At 57.7% G+C, this 24,760-nt stretch carries 25 protein-coding genes; 9 read left to right on the top strand and 16 right to left on the bottom strand.

All coding sequences use genetic code 11. The features are described 5' to 3' along the window. Positions 1-53: 53 nt before the first annotated feature. The 7 genes from F3J36_RS17250 to pmbA form a co-directional block, all read right to left on the bottom strand. Positions 54-701: a DUF4310 family protein gene (locus tag F3J36_RS17250; protein WP_021509724.1), complete on the bottom strand. Its 648-nt coding sequence runs from the start codon at positions 699-701 to the stop codon at positions 54-56. A 12-nt stretch (positions 702-713) separates the two neighbouring features. Continuing rightward, the gene (locus tag F3J36_RS17245) at positions 714-1,490 is read right to left on the bottom strand and encodes a DUF4311 domain-containing protein (RefSeq protein WP_021509725.1); all 777 of its coding nucleotides are present in this window, start codon (positions 1,488-1,490) and stop codon (positions 714-716) included. Between the two features lie 25 nt (positions 1,491-1,515). Further along, positions 1,516-1,812 carry a DUF4312 family protein gene (locus F3J36_RS17240; protein ID WP_021509726.1) on the bottom strand — a complete coding sequence of 99 codons (297 nt, stop codon included), beginning with the start codon at positions 1,810-1,812 and terminating at the stop codon, positions 1,516-1,518. 2 nt (positions 1,813-1,814) lie between these two features. Beyond that, complete coding sequence (locus tag F3J36_RS17235; protein WP_021509727.1) at positions 1,815-2,171, bottom strand: SFCGS family glycine-rich protein; 357 nt, start codon at positions 2,169-2,171, stop codon at positions 1,815-1,817. 19 nt (positions 2,172-2,190) lie between these two features. Continuing rightward, the gene (locus F3J36_RS17230) at positions 2,191-2,529 is read right to left on the bottom strand and encodes a glycine dehydrogenase (protein WP_010617110.1); all 339 of its coding nucleotides are present in this window, start codon (positions 2,527-2,529) and stop codon (positions 2,191-2,193) included. A gap of 263 nt (positions 2,530-2,792) precedes the next feature. After that, the gene (cybC, locus tag F3J36_RS17225; RefSeq protein ID WP_021509728.1) at positions 2,793-3,179 is read right to left on the bottom strand and encodes a cytochrome b562; all 387 of its coding nucleotides are present in this window, start codon (positions 3,177-3,179) and stop codon (positions 2,793-2,795) included. Positions 3,180-3,251: 72 nt separating this feature from the next. Next, a complete protein-coding gene (gene pmbA / locus F3J36_RS17220) occupies positions 3,252-4,592 on the bottom strand; it encodes a metalloprotease PmbA (RefSeq protein ID WP_058775743.1) in 1,341 nt (446 codons plus the stop codon). Positions 4,593-4,707: 115 nt separating this feature from the next. On the opposite strand from pmbA, the gene yjgA reads away from it, so the two are divergent. Continuing rightward, the gene (gene yjgA, locus F3J36_RS17215) at positions 4,708-5,250 is read left to right on the top strand and encodes a ribosome biogenesis factor YjgA (RefSeq protein ID WP_058759857.1); all 543 of its coding nucleotides are present in this window, start codon (positions 4,708-4,710) and stop codon (positions 5,248-5,250) included. Positions 5,251-5,463: 213 nt separating this feature from the next. Here the strand turns inward: yjgA and mpl are convergent, their stop codons facing one another. Beyond that, complete coding sequence (gene mpl, locus F3J36_RS17210) at positions 5,464-6,819, bottom strand: UDP-N-acetylmuramate:L-alanyl-gamma-D-glutamyl-meso-diaminopimelate ligase (protein WP_166720100.1); 1,356 nt, start codon at positions 6,817-6,819, stop codon at positions 5,464-5,466. 168 nt (positions 6,820-6,987) lie between these two features. On the opposite strand from mpl, the gene fbp reads away from it, so the two are divergent. After that, on the top strand, positions 6,988-7,995 hold the full coding sequence (gene fbp / locus F3J36_RS17205; RefSeq protein WP_021509731.1) for a class 1 fructose-bisphosphatase: 1,008 nt from the start codon (positions 6,988-6,990) through the stop codon (positions 7,993-7,995). A gap of 176 nt (positions 7,996-8,171) precedes the next feature. Here fbp and F3J36_RS17200 read toward each other — a convergent pair whose 3' ends face one another. Further along, positions 8,172-8,435 (bottom strand): helix-turn-helix transcriptional regulator, encoded by a 264-nt coding sequence (locus tag F3J36_RS17200; RefSeq protein ID WP_021509732.1) that lies wholly within the window; start codon positions 8,433-8,435, stop codon positions 8,172-8,174. Between the two features lie 91 nt (positions 8,436-8,526). Here F3J36_RS17200 and F3J36_RS17195 point away from each other — a divergent pair, with 91 nt between their 5' ends. Continuing rightward, a complete protein-coding gene (locus tag F3J36_RS17195) occupies positions 8,527-8,817 on the top strand; it encodes a helix-turn-helix domain-containing protein (RefSeq protein WP_021509733.1) in 291 nt (96 codons plus the stop codon). A gap of 97 nt (positions 8,818-8,914) precedes the next feature. Here the strand turns inward: F3J36_RS17195 and F3J36_RS17190 are convergent, their stop codons facing one another. Continuing rightward, positions 8,915-10,474, bottom strand: a complete 1,560-nt coding sequence (locus F3J36_RS17190; protein WP_166720189.1) for a methyl-accepting chemotaxis protein — start codon at positions 10,472-10,474, stop codon at positions 8,915-8,917. Between the two features lie 172 nt (positions 10,475-10,646). Here F3J36_RS17190 and F3J36_RS17185 point away from each other — a divergent pair, with 172 nt between their 5' ends. The 3 genes from F3J36_RS17185 to ppa all read left to right on the top strand — a co-directional run bounded on the left by F3J36_RS17185 (position 10,647) and on the right by ppa (position 12,208). Then, positions 10,647-11,060, top strand: coding sequence for a lysozyme inhibitor LprI family protein (locus tag F3J36_RS17185; RefSeq protein WP_166720099.1), 414 nt, complete (start codon positions 10,647-10,649; stop codon positions 11,058-11,060). Between the two features lie 67 nt (positions 11,061-11,127). Further along, the gene (locus tag F3J36_RS17180; RefSeq protein ID WP_021509736.1) at positions 11,128-11,577 is read left to right on the top strand and encodes a DUF441 domain-containing protein; all 450 of its coding nucleotides are present in this window, start codon (positions 11,128-11,130) and stop codon (positions 11,575-11,577) included. Between the two features lie 100 nt (positions 11,578-11,677). Next, the gene (gene ppa, locus F3J36_RS17175; protein ID WP_021509737.1) at positions 11,678-12,208 is read left to right on the top strand and encodes an inorganic diphosphatase; all 531 of its coding nucleotides are present in this window, start codon (positions 11,678-11,680) and stop codon (positions 12,206-12,208) included. Positions 12,209-12,288: 80 nt separating this feature from the next. Here ppa and F3J36_RS17170 read toward each other — a convergent pair whose 3' ends face one another. Genes F3J36_RS17170 through F3J36_RS17160 form a run of 3 tightly spaced genes read right to left on the bottom strand, consistent with a single transcriptional unit; the run spans position 12,289 to position 18,151 of the window. Beyond that, positions 12,289-12,642, bottom strand: coding sequence for a gamma-glutamylcyclotransferase (locus tag F3J36_RS17170; RefSeq protein WP_031280151.1), 354 nt, complete (start codon positions 12,640-12,642; stop codon positions 12,289-12,291). Positions 12,643-12,644: 2 nt separating this feature from the next. Then, positions 12,645-16,415: a translocation/assembly module TamB domain-containing protein gene (locus tag F3J36_RS17165; RefSeq protein WP_166720098.1), complete on the bottom strand. Its 3,771-nt coding sequence runs from the start codon at positions 16,413-16,415 to the stop codon at positions 12,645-12,647. Next, positions 16,412-18,151 carry an autotransporter assembly complex family protein gene (locus F3J36_RS17160; RefSeq protein ID WP_031280152.1) on the bottom strand — a complete coding sequence of 580 codons (1,740 nt, stop codon included), beginning with the start codon at positions 18,149-18,151 and terminating at the stop codon, positions 16,412-16,414. The genes F3J36_RS17165 and F3J36_RS17160 overlap by 4 nt, the downstream gene beginning before the upstream one ends. Before the next feature lie 454 nt (positions 18,152-18,605). Here F3J36_RS17160 and F3J36_RS17155 point away from each other — a divergent pair, with 454 nt between their 5' ends. After that, positions 18,606-19,949, top strand: a complete 1,344-nt coding sequence (locus F3J36_RS17155) for a hemolysin family protein (protein ID WP_021509741.1) — start codon at positions 18,606-18,608, stop codon at positions 19,947-19,949. A gap of 56 nt (positions 19,950-20,005) precedes the next feature. Here the strand turns inward: F3J36_RS17155 and F3J36_RS17150 are convergent, their stop codons facing one another. Beyond that, the gene (locus tag F3J36_RS17150) at positions 20,006-20,212 is read right to left on the bottom strand and encodes a DUF1107 domain-containing protein (RefSeq protein ID WP_031280153.1); all 207 of its coding nucleotides are present in this window, start codon (positions 20,210-20,212) and stop codon (positions 20,006-20,008) included. A gap of 313 nt (positions 20,213-20,525) precedes the next feature. On the opposite strand from F3J36_RS17150, the gene F3J36_RS17145 reads away from it, so the two are divergent. Next, positions 20,526-21,083: a YtfJ family protein gene (locus F3J36_RS17145; protein ID WP_058759862.1), complete on the top strand. Its 558-nt coding sequence runs from the start codon at positions 20,526-20,528 to the stop codon at positions 21,081-21,083. A 31-nt stretch (positions 21,084-21,114) separates the two neighbouring features. On the opposite strand, the gene cysQ is transcribed toward F3J36_RS17145, so the two are convergent. After that, positions 21,115-21,861 (bottom strand): 3'(2'),5'-bisphosphate nucleotidase CysQ, encoded by a 747-nt coding sequence (cysQ, locus tag F3J36_RS17140; protein WP_166720097.1) that lies wholly within the window; start codon positions 21,859-21,861, stop codon positions 21,115-21,117. A gap of 280 nt (positions 21,862-22,141) precedes the next feature. Here cysQ and F3J36_RS17135 point away from each other — a divergent pair, with 280 nt between their 5' ends. Continuing rightward, positions 22,142-24,100 carry a bifunctional 2',3'-cyclic-nucleotide 2'-phosphodiesterase/3'-nucleotidase gene (locus F3J36_RS17135; protein WP_166720096.1) on the top strand — a complete coding sequence of 653 codons (1,959 nt, stop codon included), beginning with the start codon at positions 22,142-22,144 and terminating at the stop codon, positions 24,098-24,100. Positions 24,101-24,135: 35 nt separating this feature from the next. On the opposite strand, the gene fklB is transcribed toward F3J36_RS17135, so the two are convergent. Then, complete coding sequence (gene fklB, locus F3J36_RS17130) at positions 24,136-24,756, bottom strand: FKBP-type peptidyl-prolyl cis-trans isomerase (RefSeq protein ID WP_021509746.1); 621 nt, start codon at positions 24,754-24,756, stop codon at positions 24,136-24,138. Positions 24,757-24,760 lie beyond the last annotated feature (4 nt).

The raw sequence follows: 24,760 nt of genomic DNA, 5'->3' as shown, positions 1-24,760 counted from the left end.
AATTTATTGCGCGATAAATCGCGCCGCTACGGGATTGTGCAGCCATTTCGCGCTTACAGTGAAACCGGGAAGATAGCGCCGAGCACCATGGCACCGAGAATCGCGCCGCCGGTAATCGGCTTGTTCCACAGGTAAAACAGCAGCGCACCGACCAGCGAACCGAGGCCGATCGGAATCGACGCCGCCATGGCAGACAGAATAATCAGTGGACCAAGGAAGCGACCCGAGGCATTACCGGCGCCCATCATTACGTCCGCGCCGTAGGTGGAATCGCTCTGGTTGATGGTGAATTTGCGCGCGAGGATAATCACGTAGCCAATCGCCACGCCAATCACCAGCCCGGTTGCCAGCGAGGCGGCAAAGTTCGCCACCGGAAACACGATACCGGCTCCCAGCAGCAGCGCTGGCACACCGAGGCCGACGCCGGTCTGAATCGCGCCGCCGATATCCAGAATCCCTACCAGCGAGCCTTCAATAATGCGCGCAAACAGGAAGCTGGCACCAAACGCCGCCACCGCGCCGTATACGCCGGTTTCCATGCCGGAGCGCAGCATCGAAACGAATGCCACTTCGTTAAAAGCACCGATGCCGTACAGGTAGTACATGTGCGTCCCGGCGAATACGCCGGAGGAGAGCAGGCCGACAAACAGCGGGAAAGACCAGTCGGCGTACCAGAACCCTTTGTTTTCGTTCTCGTTCATGCTGAAGGCTCCTTATTTGCCGCTCAGGCTGTTGTGGATCATGTCGAGCCAGCCAGGGATGCCGAGCTGGAAGGATTGCAGCAGTTTCACATCGAAGCCACGGAAGAAGCCGCTCAGCACAAACAGCAGGACAATCGCAGCCATCATCACTTTGGTGACTTTGTTCCAGCCGCTCTCTTCCACGCCTTTACCGATCAGAATGCCCAGCACCAGACCCGGCACGGCGTTACCCATGATCAACTGCGCCAGACCACCAAAAATGGTTGCCCAGAAGCCCGATTTCTTACCGGCATCAATTGCCGCCAGCCAGAAGATCACCGGCATCACCGTGTTCACCAGCAGATTCGCCGCCGGCACCAGCACTTTTACCGCGGTAACCTGCAGCGCAGCCGGTACGGCGGAAGCGGTACTGTTCAGGAAGGCCACCACGATCATGCCGATAATGCCGCAGGCTATCGCCATGCGTTTCGGGTTATGCAGCGTTTCCGCGACGTTGCGGTTCTTTACCATCAGTGCGGCCGCGCCCCAGTTCGGCAGAATGCGGTGATCCACATCCTGCGTGAAGGAGCCCGCAGCAACGGAGGATGCCCAGGCGTTAAAGAAGAAGCCGAGACCAAAGGAGAAGTGCGAAGCCGGATCGCCCTCGCAGGAGTTGAGCTCGCCCAGCGTACGGAAGGCACCCATCCCCTGCGTGACAGGCGCGTGGAACATGCGCGCCGCGCCCGCTCCAACGCCCACGCCGACTAATCCACCTATGATCAACGACTTAAACAAAATGATTAAAAACATATTGTTACCCTTGTTGTCGTTATTCTTACGTTGCTGTGAAGGTCACGCTCTCGGTGTCGATCACAGTGACGCTGACGGTAATTTCCAGCTCCACGCTGTAATTCCGCCGTTCACGCGCGAGGAAAAAGAACAGAAATTTCTCCTTCCGCACGCTCTCCTGCGCGCGTAGCACCCGCACATCGAGCGGTTCAATGCGCAACAGAATTTTCTGGCTGGTGCGCAGCACCTGCTGCTGCACCTTGCTGAGCGCATCGGCGAAGGCTTTTGCTTTGCTGTCGCCTTTGCCCTGCACCGTGACCTGCGTCTCATACTGTTGTTTCATGCTTAGCTGCCGTGTTTTTTATTCCAGGCCTGAACCAGACGCTCACCCAGCTCTTCTTTATCCATGAAGCCAAAACCGAGCACGGTGGCACCTTCGTTGATGGCGGTTACCCCTTCGTCCACCGAACGCATACCGTGTTTGGCTTTGTAGCCGTACTTGTTCTGCGCGGTGATGGCACCGGCGCCGCCGCTGCCGCAGAAGGAGATGCCGAAATCAGCGTTTTCCGCTTTCATCACGTCGCCCAGTTTCATATCCGCCGCCACGCCCGGCACCACTACAGCCCGACCGCCGGCTTTTTCGACGCCAGCTGCCACTTTCTGCCCTTTACCCAGACGATCGCCAATCACTACCGTTACCATATTCTGTTCCTCTCTCAATTCATGCTTCGTTCGATTTCGCCACTTCGATATGCACCGACAGCAGCCAGGCTTCTTCGACAGGCAAATTGCCAAACAGATCCACCACCTGCTGCGCCAGCGCCATGGTCTCAGGCGAGATGTCCTCAAACAGTTCGGCTTCGACGTCCGGCAGCGCCTCTCCGGTGAGAGAACGTGCCGCCATGGCGCGGACATGTGAGGCCAGCATTTGCTGTTGCACCGCATTGGCTGCAATGTGGTGCGCGGCATACAGCGCCGCGATTTGATTCATCACCTTATCCGCCAGCGCCTGGATTGCCTCCGGCGTGCTCGGTTTCAGCGGGACAGCATCACTCCTCACCTTGTTACTCCTGTTTACAGCGGACAATGTCAGATAATTCGCGTTGAGAAGAAATTACGCTGTCCGCCTGGCGGTGTGGAGACGCAACATTTCCACCTCAAAGTGGAAATCCCACGGGCGACTGTGCGCCAGATCGCACGATGCACGAACTATGCGAGATCGCTCACGAAATGCGTGAAATGAGGTAAAAAGCGGGATAAAAACGGTGGAATGACGCGAAGCCGCGGCAGGAATAAGGCCAGCCTGCAGGCTGGCCCGGTTTATCAGCGGAATTTCTTATGGTTGGCGTTACGGATATCTTCCAGTTTCTTCGCTTCGGTTTTCGCCTCGTCCAGCTTGTTAGCCTGCGCCAGCTGGTCGACAACGTCGATCTGGGCAATCAGTGAGTCCAGACCGGCGTGGTAATCCTTGATCTGTGCGCTGTCAGCGCCCTGACCTTCCAGTTTTTCCGGCGTGGATTTTTTTGCATCCTGCGCAGCCGCACGCATCTTGCCCAGTGCAGCGTGCATTTCCTGGGCGTCAGAGGTTTTCTTGACGACACTCAGCCCGTCTTTCAGGGTATCCATATCCTGCTCCAGGTCAGCCGCGAACAGGCTGGCTGAAGAGAACAGCAACGACAAAGACAACATAGCAATCACATGCTTACGCATAACGTTTTCCTTTAATTATTATCAGGCGAAAAAAAAGCAGCCGCTGAGGGCTGCTTTCATCAAGCGATGTCTTTATTGTCCGGCGATTTTCATCTCCGGCAGCAGCACCGATCCGCATTGTATATTGCTGCGCGTTTCAATGTCGTTACCGACCGTTACCATATTGAGCCACATATCTTTGAGGTTGCCCGCAATTGTGATCTCGCTCACAGGGTATTGAATTTCCCCGTTTTCAACCCAGAAGCCAGCCGCACCGCGCGAGTAGTCGCCGGTCATGGCGCTGACGCTGGAACCCATCATCTCGGTAACGATCAAACCGCGTCCCATCTGCTTCACCAGATCGTCAAAGCTGTGGCCCTGACCGGCGATGCGCCAGTTATGAATGCCGCCCGCGTGGCCGGTGCTTTGCAGGCCGAGCTTACGCGCCGAATAGCTGGTCAGCAGCCAGTTCTGCAGCACGCCATCTTTCACGATTTCGCGCGCTTCGGTGCGTACGCCTTCGCTGTCGAACGGCGTCGAGGCCAGCCCTTTCAGCAGGTGCGGCTTCTCTTCAATCGTCAGCCACGACGGCAGAATCTGCTGGCCCAGCGCGTCGAGCAGGAAGGTGGATTTGCGGTAAACGCTGCTGCCGCTGATCATGCCCACCAGATGGCCGAACAGGCCGGTGGCCACTTCCGGCGCAAACAGCACCGGCGCTTTCATGGTCGGCAGCTTACGTGGCGAAAGACGTGCCAGCACGCGGCGCGCGCACTCCGCGCCCACCCAGTCGGCGCTTTGCAGATCGCCCATCGCGCGGCCAATGGTGTAGGCGTAGTCGCGCTCCATGTCACCGTTGTGCTCGGCAATGACGCAGCTCGACAGCGAATGCCGGCTCGAGCAGTAGCTCTGCAGCATGCCGTGGCTGTTACCAAAGACTTTGATGCCGACGTGGCTGTTAAAGCTGCCCCCTTCGGTATTGGTGATGCGCTTATCAGCCTGCAGCGCGGCCTGCTCGGCCTGCGCGGCCAGCTCAATGGCGCGATCGGCGTCGATCTCCCACGGGTGATAGAGATCGAGATCCGGCGCCTCGAACGCCAGCAGATCGCGCTCGGCCGGCGCAGCACAGGGATCGGGCGAGGTGTAGCGTGCGATATCGATCGCCGCCTGCACGGTGCGTTTAATCGCGTCCGGGCTGAGATCGGTCGAGGAAGCACTGCCTTTGCGGTTTTGGTGATAGACGGTGATGCCAAGCGCGCCATCGCTGTTGAATTCGACGTTTTCCACTTCGCCGTAGCGGGTACTGACACCGATTCCGGTGGTTTTGGTGACCGCCACTTCTGCTCCGTCGGTGCTGGCTTGCGCCAGTTCCAGCGCCTGCGCGACAGCCTGTTCCAACACTTTACGTTGTTCTGCAACCTGAGTAGATACGTTCATCGACCTGCCGTCTAATCTTAAGTATGAATTTATTGAGTCTATCAGACTCAGAGAACAATTTCGCAGTCGCCCGATAAACTGGTAGGATTAGCCTCTTTTTTTAGGGAGCCAACAGATGACGAAGCAGCCCGAAGACTGGCTCGACGATGTGCCGGATAATCAGGAAGAAGAAGACGAAGAGATTATCTGGGTCAGTAAAAGTGAAATTAAACGCGACGCCGAGGAGCTGAAACGCCTGGGCGCCGAGTTAGTGGATTTAGGGAAAAACTCCCTGGATAAGATCCCGCTTGATGAACAGCTGCGTGACGCCATTGAACTGGCGCAGCGCATTAAGAAGGAAGGCCGCCGCCGCCAGCTACAGCTGATTGGTAAAATGCTGCGTCAGCGCGACGAAGAGCCAATCCGCCTGGCGCTGGATAAGCTGAAGAACCGCCACAACCAGCAGGTTGCGCTGTTCCATAAGCTGGAGCAGCTGCGCGATCGGCTGATCGAACAGGGTGATGATGCGGTGGCGGAAGTGCTGAATCTCTATCCGCACGCCGACCGTCAGCAACTGCGCAGTATGATCCGCAACGCGCAGAAAGAGAAAGCCGCCAGTAAGCCGCCCAAAGCCGCCCGCCAGATTTTCCAGTACCTGCGCGAGCTGGCTGAAGCGTAAGTCCGCTGCGGACGGTTGCCCTGCCCTCACCCTAACCCTCTCCCGCAGGCGGGAGAGGGGATATAAAGTATAGTGCCGGGTTAGAAGCAGAGTGCTGAAGTAGCTGAGGACCAGCGCTGAATGTGACGTCCGCACCGGGCGGCCCCTTCTCCCGCTTGCGGGAGAAGGCTGGGATGAGGGCAGATCGCCTCTCGGCCCTGAACCGGCCACGCATTACTTACCTAACCGCTCCAGCAGTTTCTGATGAATCCCGCCAAAGCCGCCGTTGCTCATCACCAGAATCGAATCACCCGGCTGCGCCGCTTTAGCCACCATCTCCACCAGCGTATCAATGTCCGCGCTCCAGTGCGCCGGCTGAATGCAGGCGTCCGCAACGTCCGCAACCTGCCACGGAATGTGGTGCGGCTGGAACAGGAACACCTCATCGGCACGCCCTAACGAAGGGGCCAGTTCGTTCTTACTCACGCCCATCTTCATGGTATTAGAGCGCGGCTCAAGCACCGCCAGAATGCGTGCGGTACCGCCGACTTTACTGCGCAGCGCCGCCAGCGTAGCGAGAATCGCCGTTGGGTGATGGGCAAAATCGTCATACACCTTAATCGCGTTCACTTCGCCGCGTAGCTCGAGGCGACGACGCGCGTTAATGAAGCTGTTCAGCGCCTCTCCGGCATCGCACGGCTTCACGCCAACGTGACGTGCGGCGGCAATCGCCATCAGGCCGTTGTGCATGTTGTGTTCGCCGACCAGCGCCCAGTTCACTTCCGCCACTTTCTCGCCGTCGAGCCAGGCTTCCCAGCGCGAGGCATCCGCCACCAGCTTCTTCGCCTGCCAGCGACCATTGTCGCCCACGCTCTCCTGCTCGCTCCAGCAGCCCATCGCCATCACCTGCTTAATGTTGTGATCGTGTTCCGGCAGCAGGATCTTGCCCTGACCCGGCACGATGCGCACCAGATGGTGGAACTGCTTCTGGATCGCCCGCAGATCGTCGAAGATGTCGGCATGATCGAACTCAAGATTGTTGAGGATCAGGGTGCGTGGGCAGTAATGCACAAACTTGGAACGCTTGTCGAAAAACGCGCAGTCGTACTCATCCGCCTCGATGACGAAGAATGGACTTTTTCCTAATTTTGCCGATACGTCGAAGTTACCCGGCACCCCACCAATAATAAAGCCCGGTTCCAGGCCGCAGGCCTCGAGAATCCACGCTACCATGCCGGCGGTGGTGGTTTTACCATGGGTACCGGCCACCGCCAGCACCCAGCGATCGCGCAGCACGAAATCGTGCAGCCATTGCGGTCCGGAGAGGTAAGGAATGTTGCGTTCCAGCACCGCTTCCACGCACGGGTTGCCGCGCGTCATGGCGTTGCCGATGATTACCAGGTCCGGTGCCGGGTCCAGCTGCGAGGCATCGTAACCTTCTGTTAATTCAATGCCTTGCTGTTGCAGCAGCGTGCTCATCGGCGGATAGACATTGGCATCTGAACCGGTCACTTCGTGTCCGAGCGAGCGGGCCAGCATCGCCAGTCCGCCCATAAAAGTGCCACAAATCCCAAGGATGTGAATGCGCATAAAAAGATCCATTACTCAAAAGTTCGGCGCACAGTGTAACGCCGAGTCCGGAGGGAAGAAACGGATTAGGACTATGGTTTTTGAAGTTCAATCGGCTAAACTGCGTACGCATACGTTGGTAGCTTGTTACAGCTGCTGCCACTCCATCGTAGATTCAGGGAATGTGTTATGAAAACGTTAGGCGAATTCATCGTCGAGAAGCAACACGACTTTCCTCACGCCACAGGTGAACTGACGGCGCTGATTTCCTCCATCAAGCTGGGCGCAAAAATCATCCACCGCGACATCAACAAAGCGGGTCTGGTGGATATTCTTGGTGCCAGCGGCGTAGAGAACGTGCAGGGTGAGCAGCAGATGAAGCTGGATCTGTTCGCTAACGAAAAGCTGAAAGCGGCACTGAAGGCGCGCGGTGTGGTCGCGGGGATTGCTTCCGAAGAAGAAGATGAGTTTGTCATCTTTGAAGGTTCGGAGAACGGTAAGTATGTAGTATTGATGGACCCGCTGGATGGTTCTTCGAACATCGACGTTAACGTTTCCGTCGGCACCATTTTCTCGATTTATCATCGTATTAGCGAGCCAGGCACGCCGATCACTGAAGCCGATTTCATGCAACCGGGCCACAAGCAGGTTGCCGCAGGTTACGTGGTGTACGGTTCCTCAACCATGATGGTGTACACCACCGGCGTGGGCGTTCATGCCTTCACTTACGATCCGTCGCTCGGCGTGTTCTGCCTGAGCCACGAACGCATGACCTTCCCGGAAAAAGGCTACACCTACTCGATCAACGAAGGGAATTACATCCGCTTCCCGCAGGGCGTGAAAAAGTACCTGAAGTTCTGCCAGGAAGAAGATGTATCAACGAAGCGCCCTTACACCTCGCGCTACATCGGTTCGCTGGTGGCGGATTTCCACCGCAACCTGCTGAAGGGCGGCATTTATCTCTATCCCAGCACCGCCAGCCACCCGAAAGGCAAGCTGCGCCTGCTGTATGAGTGCAACCCGATGGCCTTCCTCGCCGAACAGGCGGGCGGTAAAGCCAGCGACGGTAAAAACCGTATCCTCGATATTCAGCCGGAAACGCTGCACCAGCGCTGCCCGTTCTTCTGCGGTAATGATGCGATGGTCGACGACGTGGAACGCTTCATGCGTGAGTTCCCGGACGAACATCAGGCGTAAGTAAGCGGGCATTTAAAATGCCTGCGTGTGAAGCCTGTCAGTAAATGATTTTCGGTCGCCATTAATGGCGACCCTACAGGTCGATGGCACGAATTATGTTGGGTGCGCATTTATGCGCACCGGCATATAGAGATTAATTGCAATTTAATCGGCACTACGCCGTTGCCCAGGCTTACTTATTTTTTATTTCTGATTCTTGCCTGACGATTAATTAATTCACCATTCTCCGCATAATAACGACTCGGCCAGATCTCAGCCGGCGAAATACCAATTGCTTCGGCAATAATTAATTCCCCTTTCGGCCACGGACGCGCCAGCGCGTTGGCTAACGTGGTGGAACATAATCCCGCCTGTCGGGATAACGCCGCCATTGAGGTTCCCTTTTTACGCAGCGCCGCAATGATATCGGCCGGATGCCAGTCTGACTTCGCATTATTCACGCAACTCTCCTTAGTTCGCTTATCCATTCCCGTAACGATACTACGTTACTCGTAGTATCTGACAAGCGCTAAATCTACGATTCTCGTAGTCATGAAACCGACCTCCTCGCTGCAAGACACTTTTTGTCGACGCCTGAAACAAGCGCGTCTGGCGAAAGGTTTGTCGCAGAAAGGATTGGGTATTGCCGCAGGGATTGAAGAGTTTTCTGCCAGCGCGCGTATTAATCGCTATGAACTGGGCGTGCATAAACCGGATTTATTAACGCTGCAATTACTGGCGCAGGTGCTGGAAGTGCCGGCAGCCTATTTTCTGGCGGAAGATGATCGGCTTGCCGCCATGATTCTGGCATTTCCCGCCGGTCTGAACAGCGGTGCACCATAAGGCGCACCGCGTAAATTACCGCTTTACCTTCTCCCGCGTCGCCATCCATCAGGGCGAACGCAGGCAACGTTACCGGTCATCCCTGACCCCACCCTGATTATGCTGTCGCCACGCGGAACTGTGCCATGGATGCCTGCAACTGCTGCGACTGCGCTTCCAGCGACTGCGTAGCGGCGCTGGCCTGCTCCACCAGCGCGGCGTTTTGCTGCGCGGCTTCATCCATCTGCGTCACCGCCTGGTTAACCTGTTCAATACCGCGGCTCTGCTCTTCCGAGGCGATGGAGATCTCCTTCATCAGCGCGGTGACCCGCATCACTTCGCTGGAGATCTCATCCATGGTTTCGCCGGCGCGCGTGGCCATGTCGCTGCCCTCTTTGACCCGCGTCTGTGATTCGCTGATCAACTCACGAATCTCTTTGGCGGCGCTGGCGCTGCGCCCGGCCAGGGTGCGCACTTCGTTGGCGACCACGGCAAAACCGCGCCCCTGCTCACCGGCACGCGCCGCTTCCACCGAGGCGTTGAGCGCCAGGATGTTGGTCTGGAACGCAATGCCGTCGATCACGCTGAGAATATCGGCGATCCGATCGGAGCTGTGGGTGATCTCACGCATCTTCTCCATTACGTAGCACACCACTTCCGCGCCGCGGTCGGCGGTATCGGACACGCTACTGGCCAGCTGATTGGCCTGCTGCGCGTTGCTGGCGTTAAGCCGGACGGTAGCCGTGAGCTGCTCCATGCTGGCGGCAGTCTGCTCGAGCGAGGCCGCCGACTCTTCCGTGCGCTGCGACAGATGCACCGTGCCCGCGGACAGCTCGCGGCTGCCGACGTCAATCTGCAGGCTGGCTTCACGCACCTGGCTGACCGAGTTGCGCAGCGCCAGCTGCATTCCCGTCAGCGCCTGGTTCAGGCGGCCGATTTCATTATTGGCCGCTGCCGGCAGCGGCTGCGACAGATCGCCGGCTGCAATCTGCTCCAGATGCTGGATCGCCCCGTCCAGCGGACGCAGCAGCGCGCGACGCAGCAGCAGCCAGGCCAGTGCAATCAGCAACAGGGTCAGCGCGACGGCGACGCCAATCATGATCTTCATCTGCAGTTCATTGTGCGCCGCTGCCGCCAGGCGTGCGGCAGAGACCTCGTCGGCATACAGGCTGAAGTCGTTCACTGCCCTGGAATAGTTAGCCGCCAGCTGTGACAGGTTGCCTTCCAGCACCTGGTAATACTCATCGGTATACTGCTTTTGCAGCGCATCCATCATGGGTGCCATGGCACCTTTTTGATACGCGCTGAACGCGGCCGCGACCGCATCGGCGAGGCTTTTGCCCTGCGCGGTAACGGTACCGGCATCAATAAACGCGGTGAGATGGCGTTGCGAGCTGGCGACATCCGCCTGCGCCTGTTTGGTGACGGTCGCGCCCTCGTCCAGCAGGCCGATTTCGATTTTGCGCACCGCCAGCGCGGCGCTGGCGCGGGCACGCATCAGATCGGCGTTGCTCTGATACAGGCTGTTGAGTTCAATGCCCTGAATACGGTTGATGGCGTCAAGTGACTGGTTGCCGGAATTGATGGCGTAGATGCCCATACCGCTCACTGCCAGCAGCAGCAGCGTCATAAAGGCCAGAAGAGAGAGTAAAGCCGTGCGTATAGATAGCTGTGTGATCATGATAATTCCCGTGCGCTTTAAAAAAGGGAGAATCCAGTAGCCCTAAAACGGAGAGATTATCGGCAGTGACCGGGGGAAACTTTATCCTTCATTGATGGTCAACCTGATTACGATCATCTACGCTTCAGATTTCCTGAAGTTCGTAGCGCTAAAAGCAAGGAATGTAACGATGAAAAAATGGCTTCCGCTCGCCTGTCTGTTCGCGTCCAGCGTGGCAATGGCACAGCAAAACCCTATCGATCAGCAGCTCAATCAATGCCTGAATAAAGAGTCCAGCACCGCCGGCATGTCGCAGTGCTACAGCACGGCCAATAAGGCGTGGGACAAAGAGATGAATGCGCAATATAGCCAGCTGATGAAGAAATTAAACGGTGAGCCCAAAGACAAACTGCGCAATGCGCAGCGCGCCTGGCTGGCCTACCGTGATAGCTGGACCGATGCCAGCCGCAGCTATTTCCTCAGCAGTCAGGGCTCCATGGCGGCGCTGTCAGTGGGCGCGCAGGGCGTCAGTCTGGTGCGCAACCAGGCACTGATGCTGCAATCAATCAATAAAGGCAGTTGCGCCAATCCCGATGATTGTTGATAAATGGGGGCGTTAAACACGCTTAGCGCTGGCCACGGTCAGCGCGCCCATTATTCACGGAGAAACCATGGCTGCCTACGCCTCGACCCTCATTCTTATCTGCCTCGCCATCCTGAGCTACTTCGTCCACAACAGCGCCGTCACCATTTCGATTCTCATCCTGCTGGTGATTAAGCTCACGCCGCTGGCACAGTTCTTTCCCTACGTCGAAAAGCAGGGCATCCAGATTGGTATCATCATTCTCACCGTGGCCGTCATGGCACCGCTGGCAAGCGGCACGCTGCCGGCCTCGTCGCTGCTGAAATCCTTTGCTAACTGGCAATCAATCGTGGCGATTATCGTTGGCGTATTTGTTGCCTGGCTCGGCGGTCGCGGCGTCAGTTTAATGAGCGTGCAGCCGTCGGTGATTGGCGGGTTGCTGATTGGCACGGTGATTGGTGTGGCGTTCTTTCGCGGCGTGCCGGTCGGGCCGCTAATCGCGGCAGGGATTGTGTCGCTGTTTGTCACCACGAAGTAGCCTGCTGGACCATTCCGAAACGCCAAAAAGGGGGCATACTTTCAGAGTCAGTTGGCTATAATAGCCGTCACTCAACTTACGACTAATGAAGGAAAGCCAGATGAGTTTGAACCAGGTGCCTGCAGGTAAAGATCTGCCAGAAGATATCTATGTCGTCATCGAGATCCCGGCCAACGCCGATCCGATCAAATATGAAGTGGACAAAGAGTCTGGCGCCCTGTTTGTAGACCGTTTCATGTCTACCGCCATGTTCTATCCGTGCAACTACGGTTACATCAACCACACGCTGTCTCTGGATGGTGACCCGGTTGACGTACTGGTGCCAACCCCGTATCCGCTGCAGCCAGGTTCAGTGATCCGCTGCCGTCCGGTGGGCGTGCTGAAGATGACCGACGAATCAGGTGAAGATGCCAAACTGGTAGCGGTTCCGCACACCAAGCTGAGCAAAGAGTACGATCATATTAAAGATGTGAACGACCTGCCAGAACTGCTGAAAGCGCAGATCACCCACTTCTTCGAGCACTACAAAGATCTGGAAAAAGGCAAATGGGTGAAGGTTGACGGCTGGGACAACGCGGAAGCGGCTAAAGCTGAAATCATCTCCTCTTTCGAGCGCGCACAGAAGAAGTAAGTTTTCTGTCAGCGCTGTCGCATCGCTATGTATGGCGATCGGCAGATAAAAAAACACCGCCCACTGGGCGGTGTTTTTATTTACGCTTCTGCGGCGTCATCGCGCCGTAACCAGTCGCCACTCGCGATGCGGGTGCGACCGGCAATCGAACGCTGATACACGTACAGCCAGGCGCTGCCGTAGGGCGTCTGGATCAGCTGGCGCTTATACTCGCCGTTCTTGCTGCGCAAGGCATCCAGCTCGCCGAGGGTGCTGGCGTCGATGCGATACACTTCGCAGTACACCGTGCCATCCCCCTCAACCACGCCCGGATAGTGACCGAGATTGTAGAGCGCAAACCCTTCAATCTGATGGTCGCCGAGCCATTGCGCATTGGTCATCCAATGACTATTTCCCTGTTTGCGCCGTAAACTGCCGTAGACAATTATTCGCATTGCTAAAACTCAAACTGATAGAGCAAATCCAGTGCCTGATCGAGACCCGACACGGCTTCCAAATAGAGTTTGGGCATCAGGCGATAACGCAAAGTGAGCGTCGCCAGTGAATCAAATATGCCAACACCGTATTTTACCTGCAGACCCGGCAGCACATAACCACTCACCTGCACCTGCTGGCTGTCGCCGACACCGGTGGTATCAAGCGCAAGGTTACTGACGCCGAAGGTCTCGCCGATTTTACCCATAACCTGACCACTTTGTGCAACCCCCAGTCCAACCAGCGCCGAGGTTAAGGCGTTGCTGTCGCCATCGCTGCTGAGTCCCTGACCGCGTAACAGGTAAGACAGCGCCTCCTGCTGCGACATTGCCGGGTCGGAGAAGACCTCCACCTTCGGCTCGTCGGCCAGCCCGGTGACGCGCAGACCGGCTGTCACATCATCCTCGGTGGCTTCCGGGTTACGAATTGCCTCCAGGTTGACGTACGGCTGATCCGGCGGACCGGCGAACTGCAGCTCGCCTTTACGCACAATCAGATCCTGACCATACGCGTGGAAACGGCCGGAAGGAATATTGATTTGTCCGTTTAAGCCCAGGCCGGTTTTATCCTGCACCAGTTTGAGATCGCCGTTGAGGCGCGCTTTCAGGCCAAAGGCCGAGAGGCGCACATCGTTGCCGACGTGGATCACCAGATTGCTGTTGATCGGGATCGCGGCGGTTTTAGGCTGAATCGGCTTGAGGTTCTCATCCAGCATCACCTCATCCGACGACACGCCGGTAGCGCTCTCCGGCACTTCCTGCACCGTGATGCGCGCCCACGGAATATCAACCTTGCCGTCAAGGTTGAACGCCGCCGGTGTGGCTTCAAACGCCAGGTCCGGCGAAACGTCCATTCGTACCATCGGCGGAACGGTAACACGAATACGGCTGCCCTGCGCAGTAACGCGCGCGCGCCAGTTATCCAGCTGGCTCCAGTCCGCGTTGCCGCCCAGATTGAGATTACCCTGCTGCGTCTGGATCAGGCCGTTGAGCGTGGAACTCATGCCGTTAAACACCAGGTTGAGATTGGCCGAGGTGAGATCAACCGGCATAAAGCTGCCGTCCACATCAACATCGCTCAGCCCCAGCTGACCAAAGATCTGCGGCTGCTGCAGCGTGCCGCCGAGACGCAGATTGCTGTTGAGGTTGCCTTTGATCTTCTCGCCCTGCATCAGCGCCGGGTTGAGCATCGCCAGTGAAATGTTGCTGATGCCGATGTTGCCTGACAGCTGGCGGCGATTCTCCGGATCGGCGATTTGCACGTTGCCGCTCAGCTGACCGTTATTCACGATGTGAATCAGCCAGTCGAGCTGCGCGCGTCCATTACGCAGCGCCGCATTCAGGTTGAGCGTGTCGAAGGCGATCGGCAGGTTATTCCCCTGCACATCCTGCACCACTTTTACGCCGTTTCCTTTAAGCGACACCGTGCCGGTCGGCAGCGCGCCGTCGGCGGTCCAGTTAACGCGCGCATCACCGCTGAACACGCCGTTCAGCTGGGTGGCACCGGTGAGGAACGGCTTGATCATCGCCAGATCAAAGCGGTTCAGCACCACGTGCGCATGGCCGCTGGCTCCGGCCTCGATCGGCTCCGGCACGCACAGCTGCGCGTTGGGGTTTTGCCAGCAGTGCGGCCCGATGGTGGCGCTCTGTTTGCTGTTCAGGTAGTCAATCGTCATCGCGCGCGTCAGGCGCCATTCGCCCACCGGCGTGTCAAAACGCGTATTGTTGAGATTGCCCTGCCAGCGCTGCGTCTGGCGGTCAAAGCTGCCGTTGAGCGCCAGCTGGCCGGAGACCGGCTCGCCCTGCACGTTGAGTTTCAGCTGGTGCTGCTTCTCGTTACCGTCGGCGTTGAGCGTCAGCAGGCTGATCTTAAGCGCGTCCTGCTGTAGCTGCTCCACGCGCAGCTGCAGTTTACCGGCGACCTGATCGCTGGATTTCACATCGCTCTGCAGCGTGACGCGGCGGATCTGCAGCTGCTGCCAGCGCAGGCCGCTGGCGGTAAGATCGGCCAGCAGCTGGGGCGCCTGCAGCGTACCGCGCGCCTTGATGGTGCCTTTAGCTACGCCGCCGAGGCCCGGCAGCGCGTTATCCAGATGCGGCGCATCGACACTGGCATCGAGATTTAGCGCGTCGCCCAGTTCGCCCTTCACGTCGAGATGGTTGCGCCCCAGCGCGATGTCAATGCCGGGGATTTTCCACTGATTGTAACTGTTGCCGGTCAGCGAGCCTTCGGCGCTCACCGCGTTCTGTTTCACATTGCCCTTCAGCGCCAGCTGCGGCACGCTAAGCTGCCAGCTACCGCCGTACAGGCTACCTCGCGTGGTGATTTTACCGTCGAGCTTTGCCGGCCAGTCAGGATACTGTTTAGCGGTATTGATGCCCGCCAGCGTCAGCTCGCTGCGCCAGCTGATGGCTTTGCTCCAGTCCACCAGCGCGCTAAGGTCAATGTTGCCCTGCAGCGCCGCCACGCGCAGTTTATCCAGGCTGAACTGCTGCACGTTGCCTTTACCGTCCAGCGTAATGGTGGCCGGCGGCACCGCTTCGCCCTTCACTGCGGTGCGCAGCGACATCACGTAGTCGGTGGCTTTGCCGCTGAACTGGTAGTCGAGATTATCCGCCTGATACTGCACCGGACCGGTCAGCGGCCAGCGCAGCTGCGGGCTGGTGAGTTTGAGCGACAGCGGCAGACCGGCGACCGCCGGCTGCGCGGCGGCGTCCAGCTGGGCACGCACCGGCCCCGAGAGGTTCAGGCCCAGCTTCAGCTCGTCACGCATCGCCCCGGCGAGGTTCAGTTTGATCTTCTCGCCTTTAATCGGATCGAGATTCAGCGAGCCGTTGAGCACAAAATTGACCGGCCAGTTATCCGCCAGCCGGGCATCGCCGCTGGCGTTGATCTGCCCCTGCGGCGAGTCGACGTCAAAGGTCTCCAGCTGCACATGCCGGTCGGTAGTTTTGGCCTTCAGCAGCAGACGCGTAATCGCCACGTCCGTATCGCCAGTGATGCGCAACTGCTCACCTAACAGCTGCTGCACGTCGATGTCGAGCGGCAGCTGGAAATCCGGCAGTGCCGGCAGCAGCGGCTCGGCAAACATCGCCTGTAGCGTTTCGCCCAGCGGTTTCTCATCCGGCTGCGGCTGCTGCACTTTAGGCTGCACCACCTGTTCGTCCGCCACTTTCGCCGCCTTCGGCAGCGCGATCAGCAGGCTCTGGATATGGGTGGGATTGAGCGTCAGCGCGCGATCCTGCCACTGCAGGCCACTGGTGAAGTCGAGCAGCGAAATGGCGGTGTCATCGACTTTGACGTTGATGTTATGCAGGCTGACCCGGCTCAGGGTAATCGGGTATGGCGTGCTGAGATTGCTGCTGCCGCTCTCCTCTTCCGGCGGCGGCGCACTGGCGGGCGTCATTTTTTTGCTGTCGACCACCACGCTGACGTCCTGCAGCGCGATATCGTTCACGCACACCGAGGAGTGCAGCAGGCAGTTGAGGTTGAGCGCCAGATGGAAGCGCCCGGCATCCACGCTGACGCCCGGCATCTGGTACTTCACGCCGCTCAGCGTCAGATCGCGCCAGCCGCCTTCCACCTTGTTAATCGACAGGCCCGGCACCCAGCGATCGGCACCTTTAAACAACAGATGCAATCCGGGCGTGGTGCCCACCAGAAACGCCACGCTGGCCAACAGCACCAGCAGGAAAATACCGATACCGATCAGGACCTTTTTCCACAGCTTCATAGTTCAGGCCCCAGTCCTACATAAAATTGCAATCCATGCTCCTTGTCGTCACCAATCGGGCGCGCGATATCAAACTTGATCGGCCCTACCGGAGAAGACCAGCGCACGCCGAAGCCTGCACCGGTTTTAACGTTACTCTGCTTGATGTCGTTGACCGCTTCGCCGGAGTCGACGAATACCGCGCCCCACCATTTGCCGGAGACGTTGTACTGATACTCGAGCGAGCCGGTGGCCAGCTTTGAGGCACCGGTGAGTTTGCCTTCGTCATCGCGCGGCGAGATATCTTTGTATTTGTAGCCGCGAATGCTGCGGTCACCGCCGGCGAAGAAGCGCAGATCGGGCGGCACTTTTTCAAAGTCGTTGGTTTCAATCCAGCCAAGGTTACCGCGCGCCACAAAGCGATGCTTCTCGCCCAGCGTGCGAATCCATACGTTCTGCGCCTGCAGGATCAGGAAGTCGACGTCCGAGCCCCAGGTGGTGTCCGACACGTCTACCGAGTAGCGCTGTGAATCGCCCCAGGTCGGCATCAGGCCGCCGCGCGAACGGGTGCGGTTCAGGCTGACGCCCGGATAGAGCAGCATGGTGGTATTGGTGACGCTGCCCTGAGTAAAGTGGTCGAGGCTCCAGCGCAGGTTAACCGCGCGCTGCCAGCCGGAGCTGCTGTCCCAGTTACGCGACATCGCCAGCGTGGTGGTGTCCGATTTGGTGTCGTTGAGATCGGTGCGTTTCAGGCCGCCGGAGAAGGTGTAGTACTGCTCCAGCGGACTTTTCAGCAGCGGCACTTTATAGCTGAGATCAAGCTGCTGCTCCGGCGCGGAGATATAGGCGCTGGAGGTCAGGCTGTGGCCGCTGTCGTTGATCCACGGCTTTTTCCACGTGCCTTTCAGCCGCGGTCCGACGTCCGTCGAGTAACCGACACCGGCTTCGATGGTGTTCTCCACGCGCGGCGACACGGCGGCGCTGAGCGGCAGCACTTTGGTCTGGCGCCCTTTATCGAACTCGGGTGCCACGACGACAGAATTAAACCAGCCGGTGGCGGAGAGGCGACGATTGAGTTCGGCCAAATCGCGTGAGCTATAGGGATCGCCCTTTTTGAACGGCACCAGATTGCGCAGATAGGCTTCATTGATTTGCGAGCCCTCAAAGCTGACATCGCCGAAGCGATAGCGCGGGCCGCTGTCGTAGTCGATATCCCAGAACGCTAAGCGCCGTTCTACCGAGACACCAAGCTGGCTCTGCTTAAAGTCACCGTCGAAGTAACCATTACGCAGCGCCAGGCTGGAGAAGCCGTTTTTGAATTTATCGTAGTCGCCGTGATTGAGCTGGCTGCCGACTTTCGGCCGGCCCTGCTTCACCCACGCCTGATAATCAGGATCGTCTTTTGCGGCACCTTCCACCACAATGGTGCTGCCGCCAATCTTCACCGGCTCACCGGCGGTGACGCGGGCAATCAGCACTGGACGGCCACCCTGCGGCGGTGCCGGGCGTGATTCAAAGTCGATCTGCGGCTCGTAATAGCCGAGCGCGCGCAGGCCTTCTTTGATCGCGGCAGCCACGCGCGCCTGGAAACGGCCGTCGTTCGACACCTCGTCACTGCCGATAGTGGACAAGCGCGCCCTGACGTTTTTCTGTAACTCCCCGGTCAGGCCTTCCAGCTGCAGTCGCACTTTGGCTGCCTCAACAGCAGGTGCGGCAAGCAGCAGGCTGGCCAAGCAATAAGCATGAAATCGCGGCACGCGTACTCCTGTTAATAATGCCTGCCCCTATTCCGCAGGGGCGTTAACTCTGGTGGAAAGGGTATCACCACACCTTGCATACCCATCAGCATAGCCGCTCTTTTTTGCGAGCGGCTGCGTAAAAACGGCCGCTAAGCCAAATCGACTGCTATTGTCGGTAAATGTGCGTACCGATACAACAACGAAGCCGCGCTTCTGCGCACCGCCAGCCGCCACTCGGATTAATCCGAGTCGGCCAATCACGCCGCTGGCGGCAGCAATAGCGCTGCTGCTATAATCAGCGACCAGCAGGCCTCGCCTGCACGCATTTCTGCCCCGACGTTAACGTGACTTTGTCGAACTGGCGCAGACATTTTTGGCACGGATAGCCCTGTTTGACGGGTAAGTACCGGATGTACGCCTCTTCGCGCTGCCCAGGCCAAAAATGACAAGTGATTAACCCAACGGATCTTTTATGCTTGATAGCCTGCTTGTCATTCTTTTACTGATCGTAATCAGTTCATTTTTTTCTCTGTCGGAGATCTCGCTGGCGGCTGCCCGCAAGATCAAACTGAAACTGCTGGCCGATGAAGGCAACATCAACGCGCAGCGCGTGCTGAAGATGCAGGAACAGCCTGGCATGTTCTTCACCGTGGTACAGATTGGCCTCAACGCCGTCGCGATTCTCGGCGGTATCGTCGGCGATGCGGCGTTTTCGCCCGCCTTCAGCAGCCTGTTCAACCGCTTTATGGAGCCGGAACTGGCGGATCAGCTCAGCTTTATCTGCTCCTTCACCATCGTCACCAGCCTGTTCATTCTGTTTGCCGACCTGACGCCAAAACGCGTCGGCATGATCGCGCCGGAAGCCATCGCGCTGCGCATCATCAATCCGATGCGCTTCTGCCTGCTGGTTTTCCGCCCGCTGGTATGGCTGTTCAATGGCCTGGCCAACGTGTTCTTTCGCATCTTTAAGCTGCCGATGGTGCGTAAAGATGACATCACCTCGGATGACATTTACGCGGTGGTAGAAGCGGGCGCGCTGGCCGGCGTGCTGCGCAAGCAGGAGCACGAGCTGATCGAGAACGTGTTTGAACTGGAATCACGCACCGTGCCTTCGTCCATGACCTCGCGTGAAAATATCGTGTGGTTCGATCTGCACGAAGACGAAACCAGCCTGAAAACCAAAATCGCGCAACACCCGCATTCGAAGTTTCTGGTGTGCGACGGCGATATCGACCATATCGTTGGTTACGTTGATTCCAAAGAGCTGCTGCTGCGCGTGCTGGGCAACCAGAGCATGACGCTCAACAGCGGCGTGCAGATTCGTTCGGCGCTGATTGTGCCGGATACGCTGACGCTGTCAGAGGCGCTGGAGAGCTTTAAAACCGCCGGCGAAGACTTCGCGGTGATCATGAACGAATATGCGCTGGTGGTCGGGATTATCACGCTTAACGACGTGATGACCACGCTGATGGGCGATCTGGTCGGTCAGGGGCTGGAAGAGCAGATTGTGGCGCGCGACGAGAATTCCTGGCTGGTGGAAGGCGGTACGCCGATTGATGACGTCATGCGCGTGCTGGATATCGACGAGTTCCCGCAGTCCGGCAACTACGAGACCATCGGCGGCTTCATGATGTATATGCTGCGTAAGATCCCCAAACGCACCGATTTCGTCAAATTCTCCGGCTACAAATTTGAGGTGGTGGATATCGACAGCTACCGCATCGACCAGCTGCTGGTGACGCGCATTGACGATCGCCCGCCGGTGCTGAATGTGTCGAAGAGTACGCTGGATGAGTCTGAAGGGCCTGCCGCGTAGCAGTGATTGTGCGGTTACAGAAAGATTCAGGGCGCCAGCGGCGCCCTTTCTTTTGCTTAGTTGTACTCGGCTTGCAGCCGCAGCACCTGGCGGTTGATTTCTGACATCACGCTAAGGTGCTGTTTATCCTTGACGCGCGGCAACATGACTTTGCCTTTGTCGAACTCAAACGCGCCAACATCCTTGATGTACAACCTTCCTTTAAATAGCGTCTTTACATATTTCGCAATTTGCAGCGGATTATAGCGCTGGAAGATCTTCATGCTGTTTAACTCCTGAACAGATGTAATACGCTTCGCCGTTGCCAAATTCGGTACGAGCCCTTGAAGCGCAAATGAGGCATAACTATAGAACATGATTCCTTGCCGATGTTCCGAAAAAATGGATTTTTTACTGAATTGACACATCATTACAGAGAACTCTGTCATGACGATCACAAAATCCAGTATAAACCTTCATTGGTTAAGGAATTGTGGCATGGGTTACAAAGCTGCTATCTCATCGCGACAGGCGCATCATCCACGCCTAATATTGCAAAAACATGAATAACTGGTCGGATCACTAAGGAGCATTACCATGCGTTTGGCACATTCCGTGATAGCCCTGGCGCTGCTGCTGCCCAGCCTTGCCTCAGCCCACGCGTTTAAGGTTGGCGAGCGCGTACCGGCAGTCGGCGTTAACGACAAAGGAGAACTGCTGTATCAGCAGGAGAAGTTTCGCTACCAGCCATGGAACAGCGCCCAGCTGAGTGGCAAAGTGCGGGTCATCCTGCATATTGCCGGACGCTCGTCAGCCAAAGAACAGAACGCCGCGCTGATTGAAGCCATCAAAGCCGCCCAGCTGCCGCACGACCGCTATCAGACCACCACGGTGGTGAATACCGATGATGCCATTCCCGGCACCGGGATGTTTGTGCGCAGCAGCATTGAGAGCAATAAACAGCAGTATCCGTGGTCGCAGTTCATTGTCGACAGCAACGGCAACGCGCGCAAGGCGTGGCAGCTGGAGAAAGGCGGTTCGGCGATTGTGATTCTGGACAAGACCGGCCATGTGCGTTACGCCAAAGACGGTCCGCTGACGCAGGATGAAGTGCAGCAGGCGATGAAACTGATCCATCAGCTGCTGCAGGCGTGATCGCGCCACAGCGGGTGGCGCGCATAGCGTATCAGAACAGCGAGACGCGGAAGCCCGGATTCAGGAATGACTCGCGCGGGGCGTAGTCGAGGGTTTTGCCCTGCCAGTCATGCACGTGCGCGCCAGCGGCAATGGCTACCGCATGGCCGGCACCGGTATCCCAGATATTGGTCGGCCCGAAGCGCGGATAGAGCTGCGCCTTGCCCTCTGCCACCAGGCAGAACTTGAGCGAGGAGCCGATAGCGGTGGTCTGATGCTCGCCCAGCTGGGTCAGATACTCTTTCAGCTCTTCGTCTTTATCGGCGTGCGAACGGCTCACCACCACCAGCAGCGGTCGCGCTTCACGCACGTGAATCTGCGTGGTGTGGCCGCCCTCTTCTTTCCACGCCTTGCCTTCGGCCGCAGAATACATCACCCTCAGCGCCGGCGCGTACACCACGCCCAGCACCGGTTTGCCGTGCTCAATCAGCGCGATATTGACCGTGAACTCGCCGTTACGCTTGATGAACTCTTTGGTGCCGTCGAGCGGATCGACCAGCCAGTATTGCTGCCAGTGCTGACGCACATCCCAGCCGGGTGGATCCTCTTCCGACAGCACCGGCACGTCAGGCGTCAGCGCCGCTAAGCCCTGCACGATAACCTGATGTGCCGCCAGATCGGCCGCCGTGACCGGTGAATCATCCGATTTACGCGTCACGTCCAGCGGTTGTGCGCCATCGTAGATCTGCATAATGGCATCGCCCGCGCTGCGCGCCAGCTGGCAAATTTTATCTAACATTGTTCACCTCATTTCGGCTGATGCTGCCGCTGAACCCCGGCAGCCCGTCTCCAGATATTTTAGCAGGTGCGCTGTCACAGCCGCAGCTAAGCTTATTCGCTTTGATTATCAATATCATAGTTCGGTCGTGGCGGCTATGGCGCAATGCTGAATGGCAGGCACTTCGACAGCTTGCGCAGAAAAGAGGCAAAATCCCGAGCCCCATCACAAATTGAAATGATAATTCGTCATGGTTTTACATTATTTTGAGAGGCCCATTAAAGCGAACAAGGAGCAAGCCATGTTCAAAGCGAGCATGTCGTTACTGGCACTGTGCGTTGCAGCCGCCACGGTACAGGCTGCCACGGTGGATTTACGCATTCTGGAAACCACCGATCTGCACAGCAACATGATGGATTTCGATTACTACAAAGACACGCCGACCGAAAAGTTTGGTCTGGTGCGCACCGCCACGCTCATCCAGCAGGCGCGCGGTGAAGTAGCAAACAGCGTGCTGGTGGATAACGGCGACATTATTCAGGGCAGCCCGCTGGGCGATTACATGGCGGCCAAAGGCCTGCAGCCGGGTGAAATCCATCCGGTGTATAAAGCCCTTAATACGCTGGATTACGCGGTAGGCAATCTGGGTAACCACGAATTTAACTACGGCCTGCCCTATCTGCAGCAGGCGATTGCCGGGGCACGTTTTCCCTACATCAATGCCAACGTTATCGATGAAACCAGTGGTAAGCCGCTGTTTACTCCCTATTTAATTAAAGAAACCACGGTAAAAGACCGCGACGGCAAGCCGCATACGCTGAAAATCGGCTATATCGGCTTCGTACCACCGCAGATTATGGTGTGGGATCGCAACAATCTGCAGGGTAAAGTGCGCGTTGATGACATCACCGAGACAGCGAAGCGCTATGTGCCGGAAATGCGCGCAAAAGGTGCTGAAATAATCATCGCTATTCCGCACTCCGGTCTGAGCAGTGAGCCGTACCATGCCATGGCGGAAAACTCGGTGTATTACCTCAGTCAGGTGCCAGGTATCAATGCCATCATGTTCGGCCATGCGCACGCGGTGTTTCCCGGCAAAGAGTTTGCGGCGATTAAAGGCGCGGATATCGCTCAGGGCACGCTTAACGGCGTACCGGCGGTGATGCCCGGCATGTGGGGCGATCATCTCGGCGTGGTTGACCTGGTGCTGAAAAATGACGGCGGCAACTGGCAGGTGACCCAGGGTAAAGCCGAAGCACGGCCAGTTTACGATGCGGTGGCGAAAAAATCGCTGGCGGCGGAAGATGCCGATCTGGTGAAAGTACTGGCCGACGATCATCGCGCTACGCGTGAATTTGTGGCAAAACCGATCGGCAAGTCGGCGGATGTGATGTACAGCTACCTGTCGCTGGTGCAGGACAATCCCACCGTGCAGATCGTCAATAATGCGCAGCGTGCTTACGTCGAACGCTTTATTCAGGGCGATCCCGATCTGGGCCGCTTACCGGTGCTCTCGGCAGCGGCACCGTTTAAAGCCGGCGGCCGTAAGAACGATCCGGCCAGCTACGTTGAAGTGGAAAAAGGCGATCTCACCTTCCGTAATGCCGCCGATCTCTATCTCTACCCGAATACGCTGGTGGTGATGAAAATCAGCGGCGCACAGGTGAAAGAGTGGCTGGAGTGCTCGGCAGCGCAGTTTAATCAGATCGACGTGCATCGTCGTCAGCCGCAGTCGCTGATCAACTGGGATTTCCGCACCTACAATTTTGATGTGATCGACGGCGTGCAGTATCAGATCGATGTGACGCAACCGGCGCGCTACGACGCCGAGTGCCAGCTGATTAACCCGGCGGCATCACGCATCCAGGATCTGCGCTGGCAGGGCAAACCGATCGACCCCAAAGCGACCTTCCTCGTTGCCACCAATAATTACCGTGCCTGGGGCGGCAAATTTGCCGGTACCGGTGAGCAGTATGTCGCGTTTGCCTCGCCGGATGAGAATCGCTCAGTGGTGGCCGCCTACATCAGCAGCGAAACCCGCACCCACGGCGCGGTGCAGCCACAGGCCGATCACAACTGGCGGCTGGCACCGATCGCCAGCGCAACGCCGCTGGATATTCGCTTTGAGACCGCGCCGGGCGCAAAAGCCACGCAGTTTATTGAGAAGTATGCTGATTATCCGATGAAAGCCGTCGGCAGTGATGAAACGGGCTTTGCAATCTGGCAGGTAGATCTACAGAAGCAGGCAGAGAAGAAGTAGTGACCGCGGGCGCCAGATATGGCGCCCGCTGTTTATTACAGGATTTCCAGCAGCTCGACTTCGAAAATCAGGGTGCTGAATGGCGGGATAGAGGCACCCGCGCCGCGCTCGCCGTAAGCGAGATTGTGCGGAATGGCCAGCTCCCACTTCGAGCCTACCGGCATCAGGGTCAGCGCTTCAATCCAGCCGGCAATCACGCCGCTGACCGGGAATTCAGCCGGTTCGCCACGGGCAACAGAGCTATCAAACACGGTGCCGTCAATCAGCTTACCGGTGTAGTGCACGCGTACGCGATCCTGACGTGATGGGATCGGACCATCGCCCTGGGTGATGACGCTGAACTGCAGGCCGGATTCGGTGCTGCTCACGCCTTCACGCTGTGCATTCTGCTCGAGGAACTGCTGACCTTCGGCCGCCATGGCTTCGACGCGCTCACGACGTACGCCTTCGGCACGCTCGTGGACTTCACGCAGCGCACGGTGTACCACGTCAACCGGAACTGCCGGTGAGTTCCCTTCCAGCGCGTCGCGCAGGCCCGCAAGCAGCGCTTCTGGCTGCAGACCCTGCAGTCCAGACTCTTGTAGCTGCTGACCAACCTGTAAACCGATACCGTAACTTGCTTGTGATTCGACGCTGTCAAATGAAGGGGTCGTCATCTTG

The sequence above is a fragment of the Pantoea sp. Cy-640 genome (assembly GCF_011752635.1).
GTDB classification, from domain to species: Bacteria; Pseudomonadota; Gammaproteobacteria; order Enterobacterales; family Enterobacteriaceae; genus Pantoea; species Pantoea dispersa.
Note: the sequence above shows the minus strand (reverse complement) of the source record. Positions and strands in the feature narration are given on the sequence as shown.

Excerpts from the sequence above, each read along its gene's own strand:
- F3J36_RS17250 (WP_021509724.1), bottom strand. The coding sequence starts at position 701 with ATGAACGAGAACGAAAACAAAGGGTTCTGGTACGCCGACTGGTCTTTC.
- F3J36_RS17245 (WP_021509725.1), bottom strand. The coding sequence starts at position 1,490 with ATGTTTTTAATCATTTTGTTTAAGTCGTTGATCATAGGTGGATTAGTC.
- F3J36_RS17240 (WP_021509726.1), bottom strand. The coding sequence starts at position 1,812 with ATGAAACAACAGTATGAGACGCAGGTCACGGTGCAGGGCAAAGGCGAC.
- F3J36_RS17235 (WP_021509727.1), bottom strand. The coding sequence starts at position 2,171 with ATGGTAACGGTAGTGATTGGCGATCGTCTGGGTAAAGGGCAGAAAGTG.
- cybC (WP_021509728.1), bottom strand. The coding sequence starts at position 3,179 with ATGCGTAAGCATGTGATTGCTATGTTGTCTTTGTCGTTGCTGTTCTCT.
- pmbA (WP_058775743.1), bottom strand. The coding sequence starts at position 4,592 with ATGAACGTATCTACTCAGGTTGCAGAACAACGTAAAGTGTTGGAACAG.
- yjgA (WP_058759857.1), top strand. The coding sequence starts at position 4,708 with ATGACGAAGCAGCCCGAAGACTGGCTCGACGATGTGCCGGATAATCAG.
- mpl (WP_166720100.1), bottom strand. The coding sequence starts at position 6,819 with ATGCGCATTCACATCCTTGGGATTTGTGGCACTTTTATGGGCGGACTG.
- fbp (WP_021509731.1), top strand. The coding sequence starts at position 6,988 with ATGAAAACGTTAGGCGAATTCATCGTCGAGAAGCAACACGACTTTCCT.
- F3J36_RS17195 (WP_021509733.1), top strand. The coding sequence starts at position 8,527 with ATGAAACCGACCTCCTCGCTGCAAGACACTTTTTGTCGACGCCTGAAA.
- F3J36_RS17185 (WP_166720099.1), top strand. The coding sequence starts at position 10,647 with ATGAAAAAATGGCTTCCGCTCGCCTGTCTGTTCGCGTCCAGCGTGGCA.
- F3J36_RS17180 (WP_021509736.1), top strand. The coding sequence starts at position 11,128 with ATGGCTGCCTACGCCTCGACCCTCATTCTTATCTGCCTCGCCATCCTG.
- ppa (WP_021509737.1), top strand. The coding sequence starts at position 11,678 with ATGAGTTTGAACCAGGTGCCTGCAGGTAAAGATCTGCCAGAAGATATC.
- F3J36_RS17170 (WP_031280151.1), bottom strand. The coding sequence starts at position 12,642 with ATGCGAATAATTGTCTACGGCAGTTTACGGCGCAAACAGGGAAATAGT.
- F3J36_RS17165 (WP_166720098.1), bottom strand. The coding sequence starts at position 16,415 with ATGAAGCTGTGGAAAAAGGTCCTGATCGGTATCGGTATTTTCCTGCTG.
- F3J36_RS17155 (WP_021509741.1), top strand. The coding sequence starts at position 18,606 with ATGCTTGATAGCCTGCTTGTCATTCTTTTACTGATCGTAATCAGTTCA.
- F3J36_RS17150 (WP_031280153.1), bottom strand. The coding sequence starts at position 20,212 with ATGAAGATCTTCCAGCGCTATAATCCGCTGCAAATTGCGAAATATGTA.
- F3J36_RS17145 (WP_058759862.1), top strand. The coding sequence starts at position 20,526 with ATGCGTTTGGCACATTCCGTGATAGCCCTGGCGCTGCTGCTGCCCAGC.
- cysQ (WP_166720097.1), bottom strand. The coding sequence starts at position 21,861 with ATGTTAGATAAAATTTGCCAGCTGGCGCGCAGCGCGGGCGATGCCATT.
- F3J36_RS17135 (WP_166720096.1), top strand. The coding sequence starts at position 22,142 with ATGTTCAAAGCGAGCATGTCGTTACTGGCACTGTGCGTTGCAGCCGCC.
- fklB (WP_021509746.1), bottom strand. The coding sequence starts at position 24,756 with ATGACGACCCCTTCATTTGACAGCGTCGAATCACAAGCAAGTTACGGT.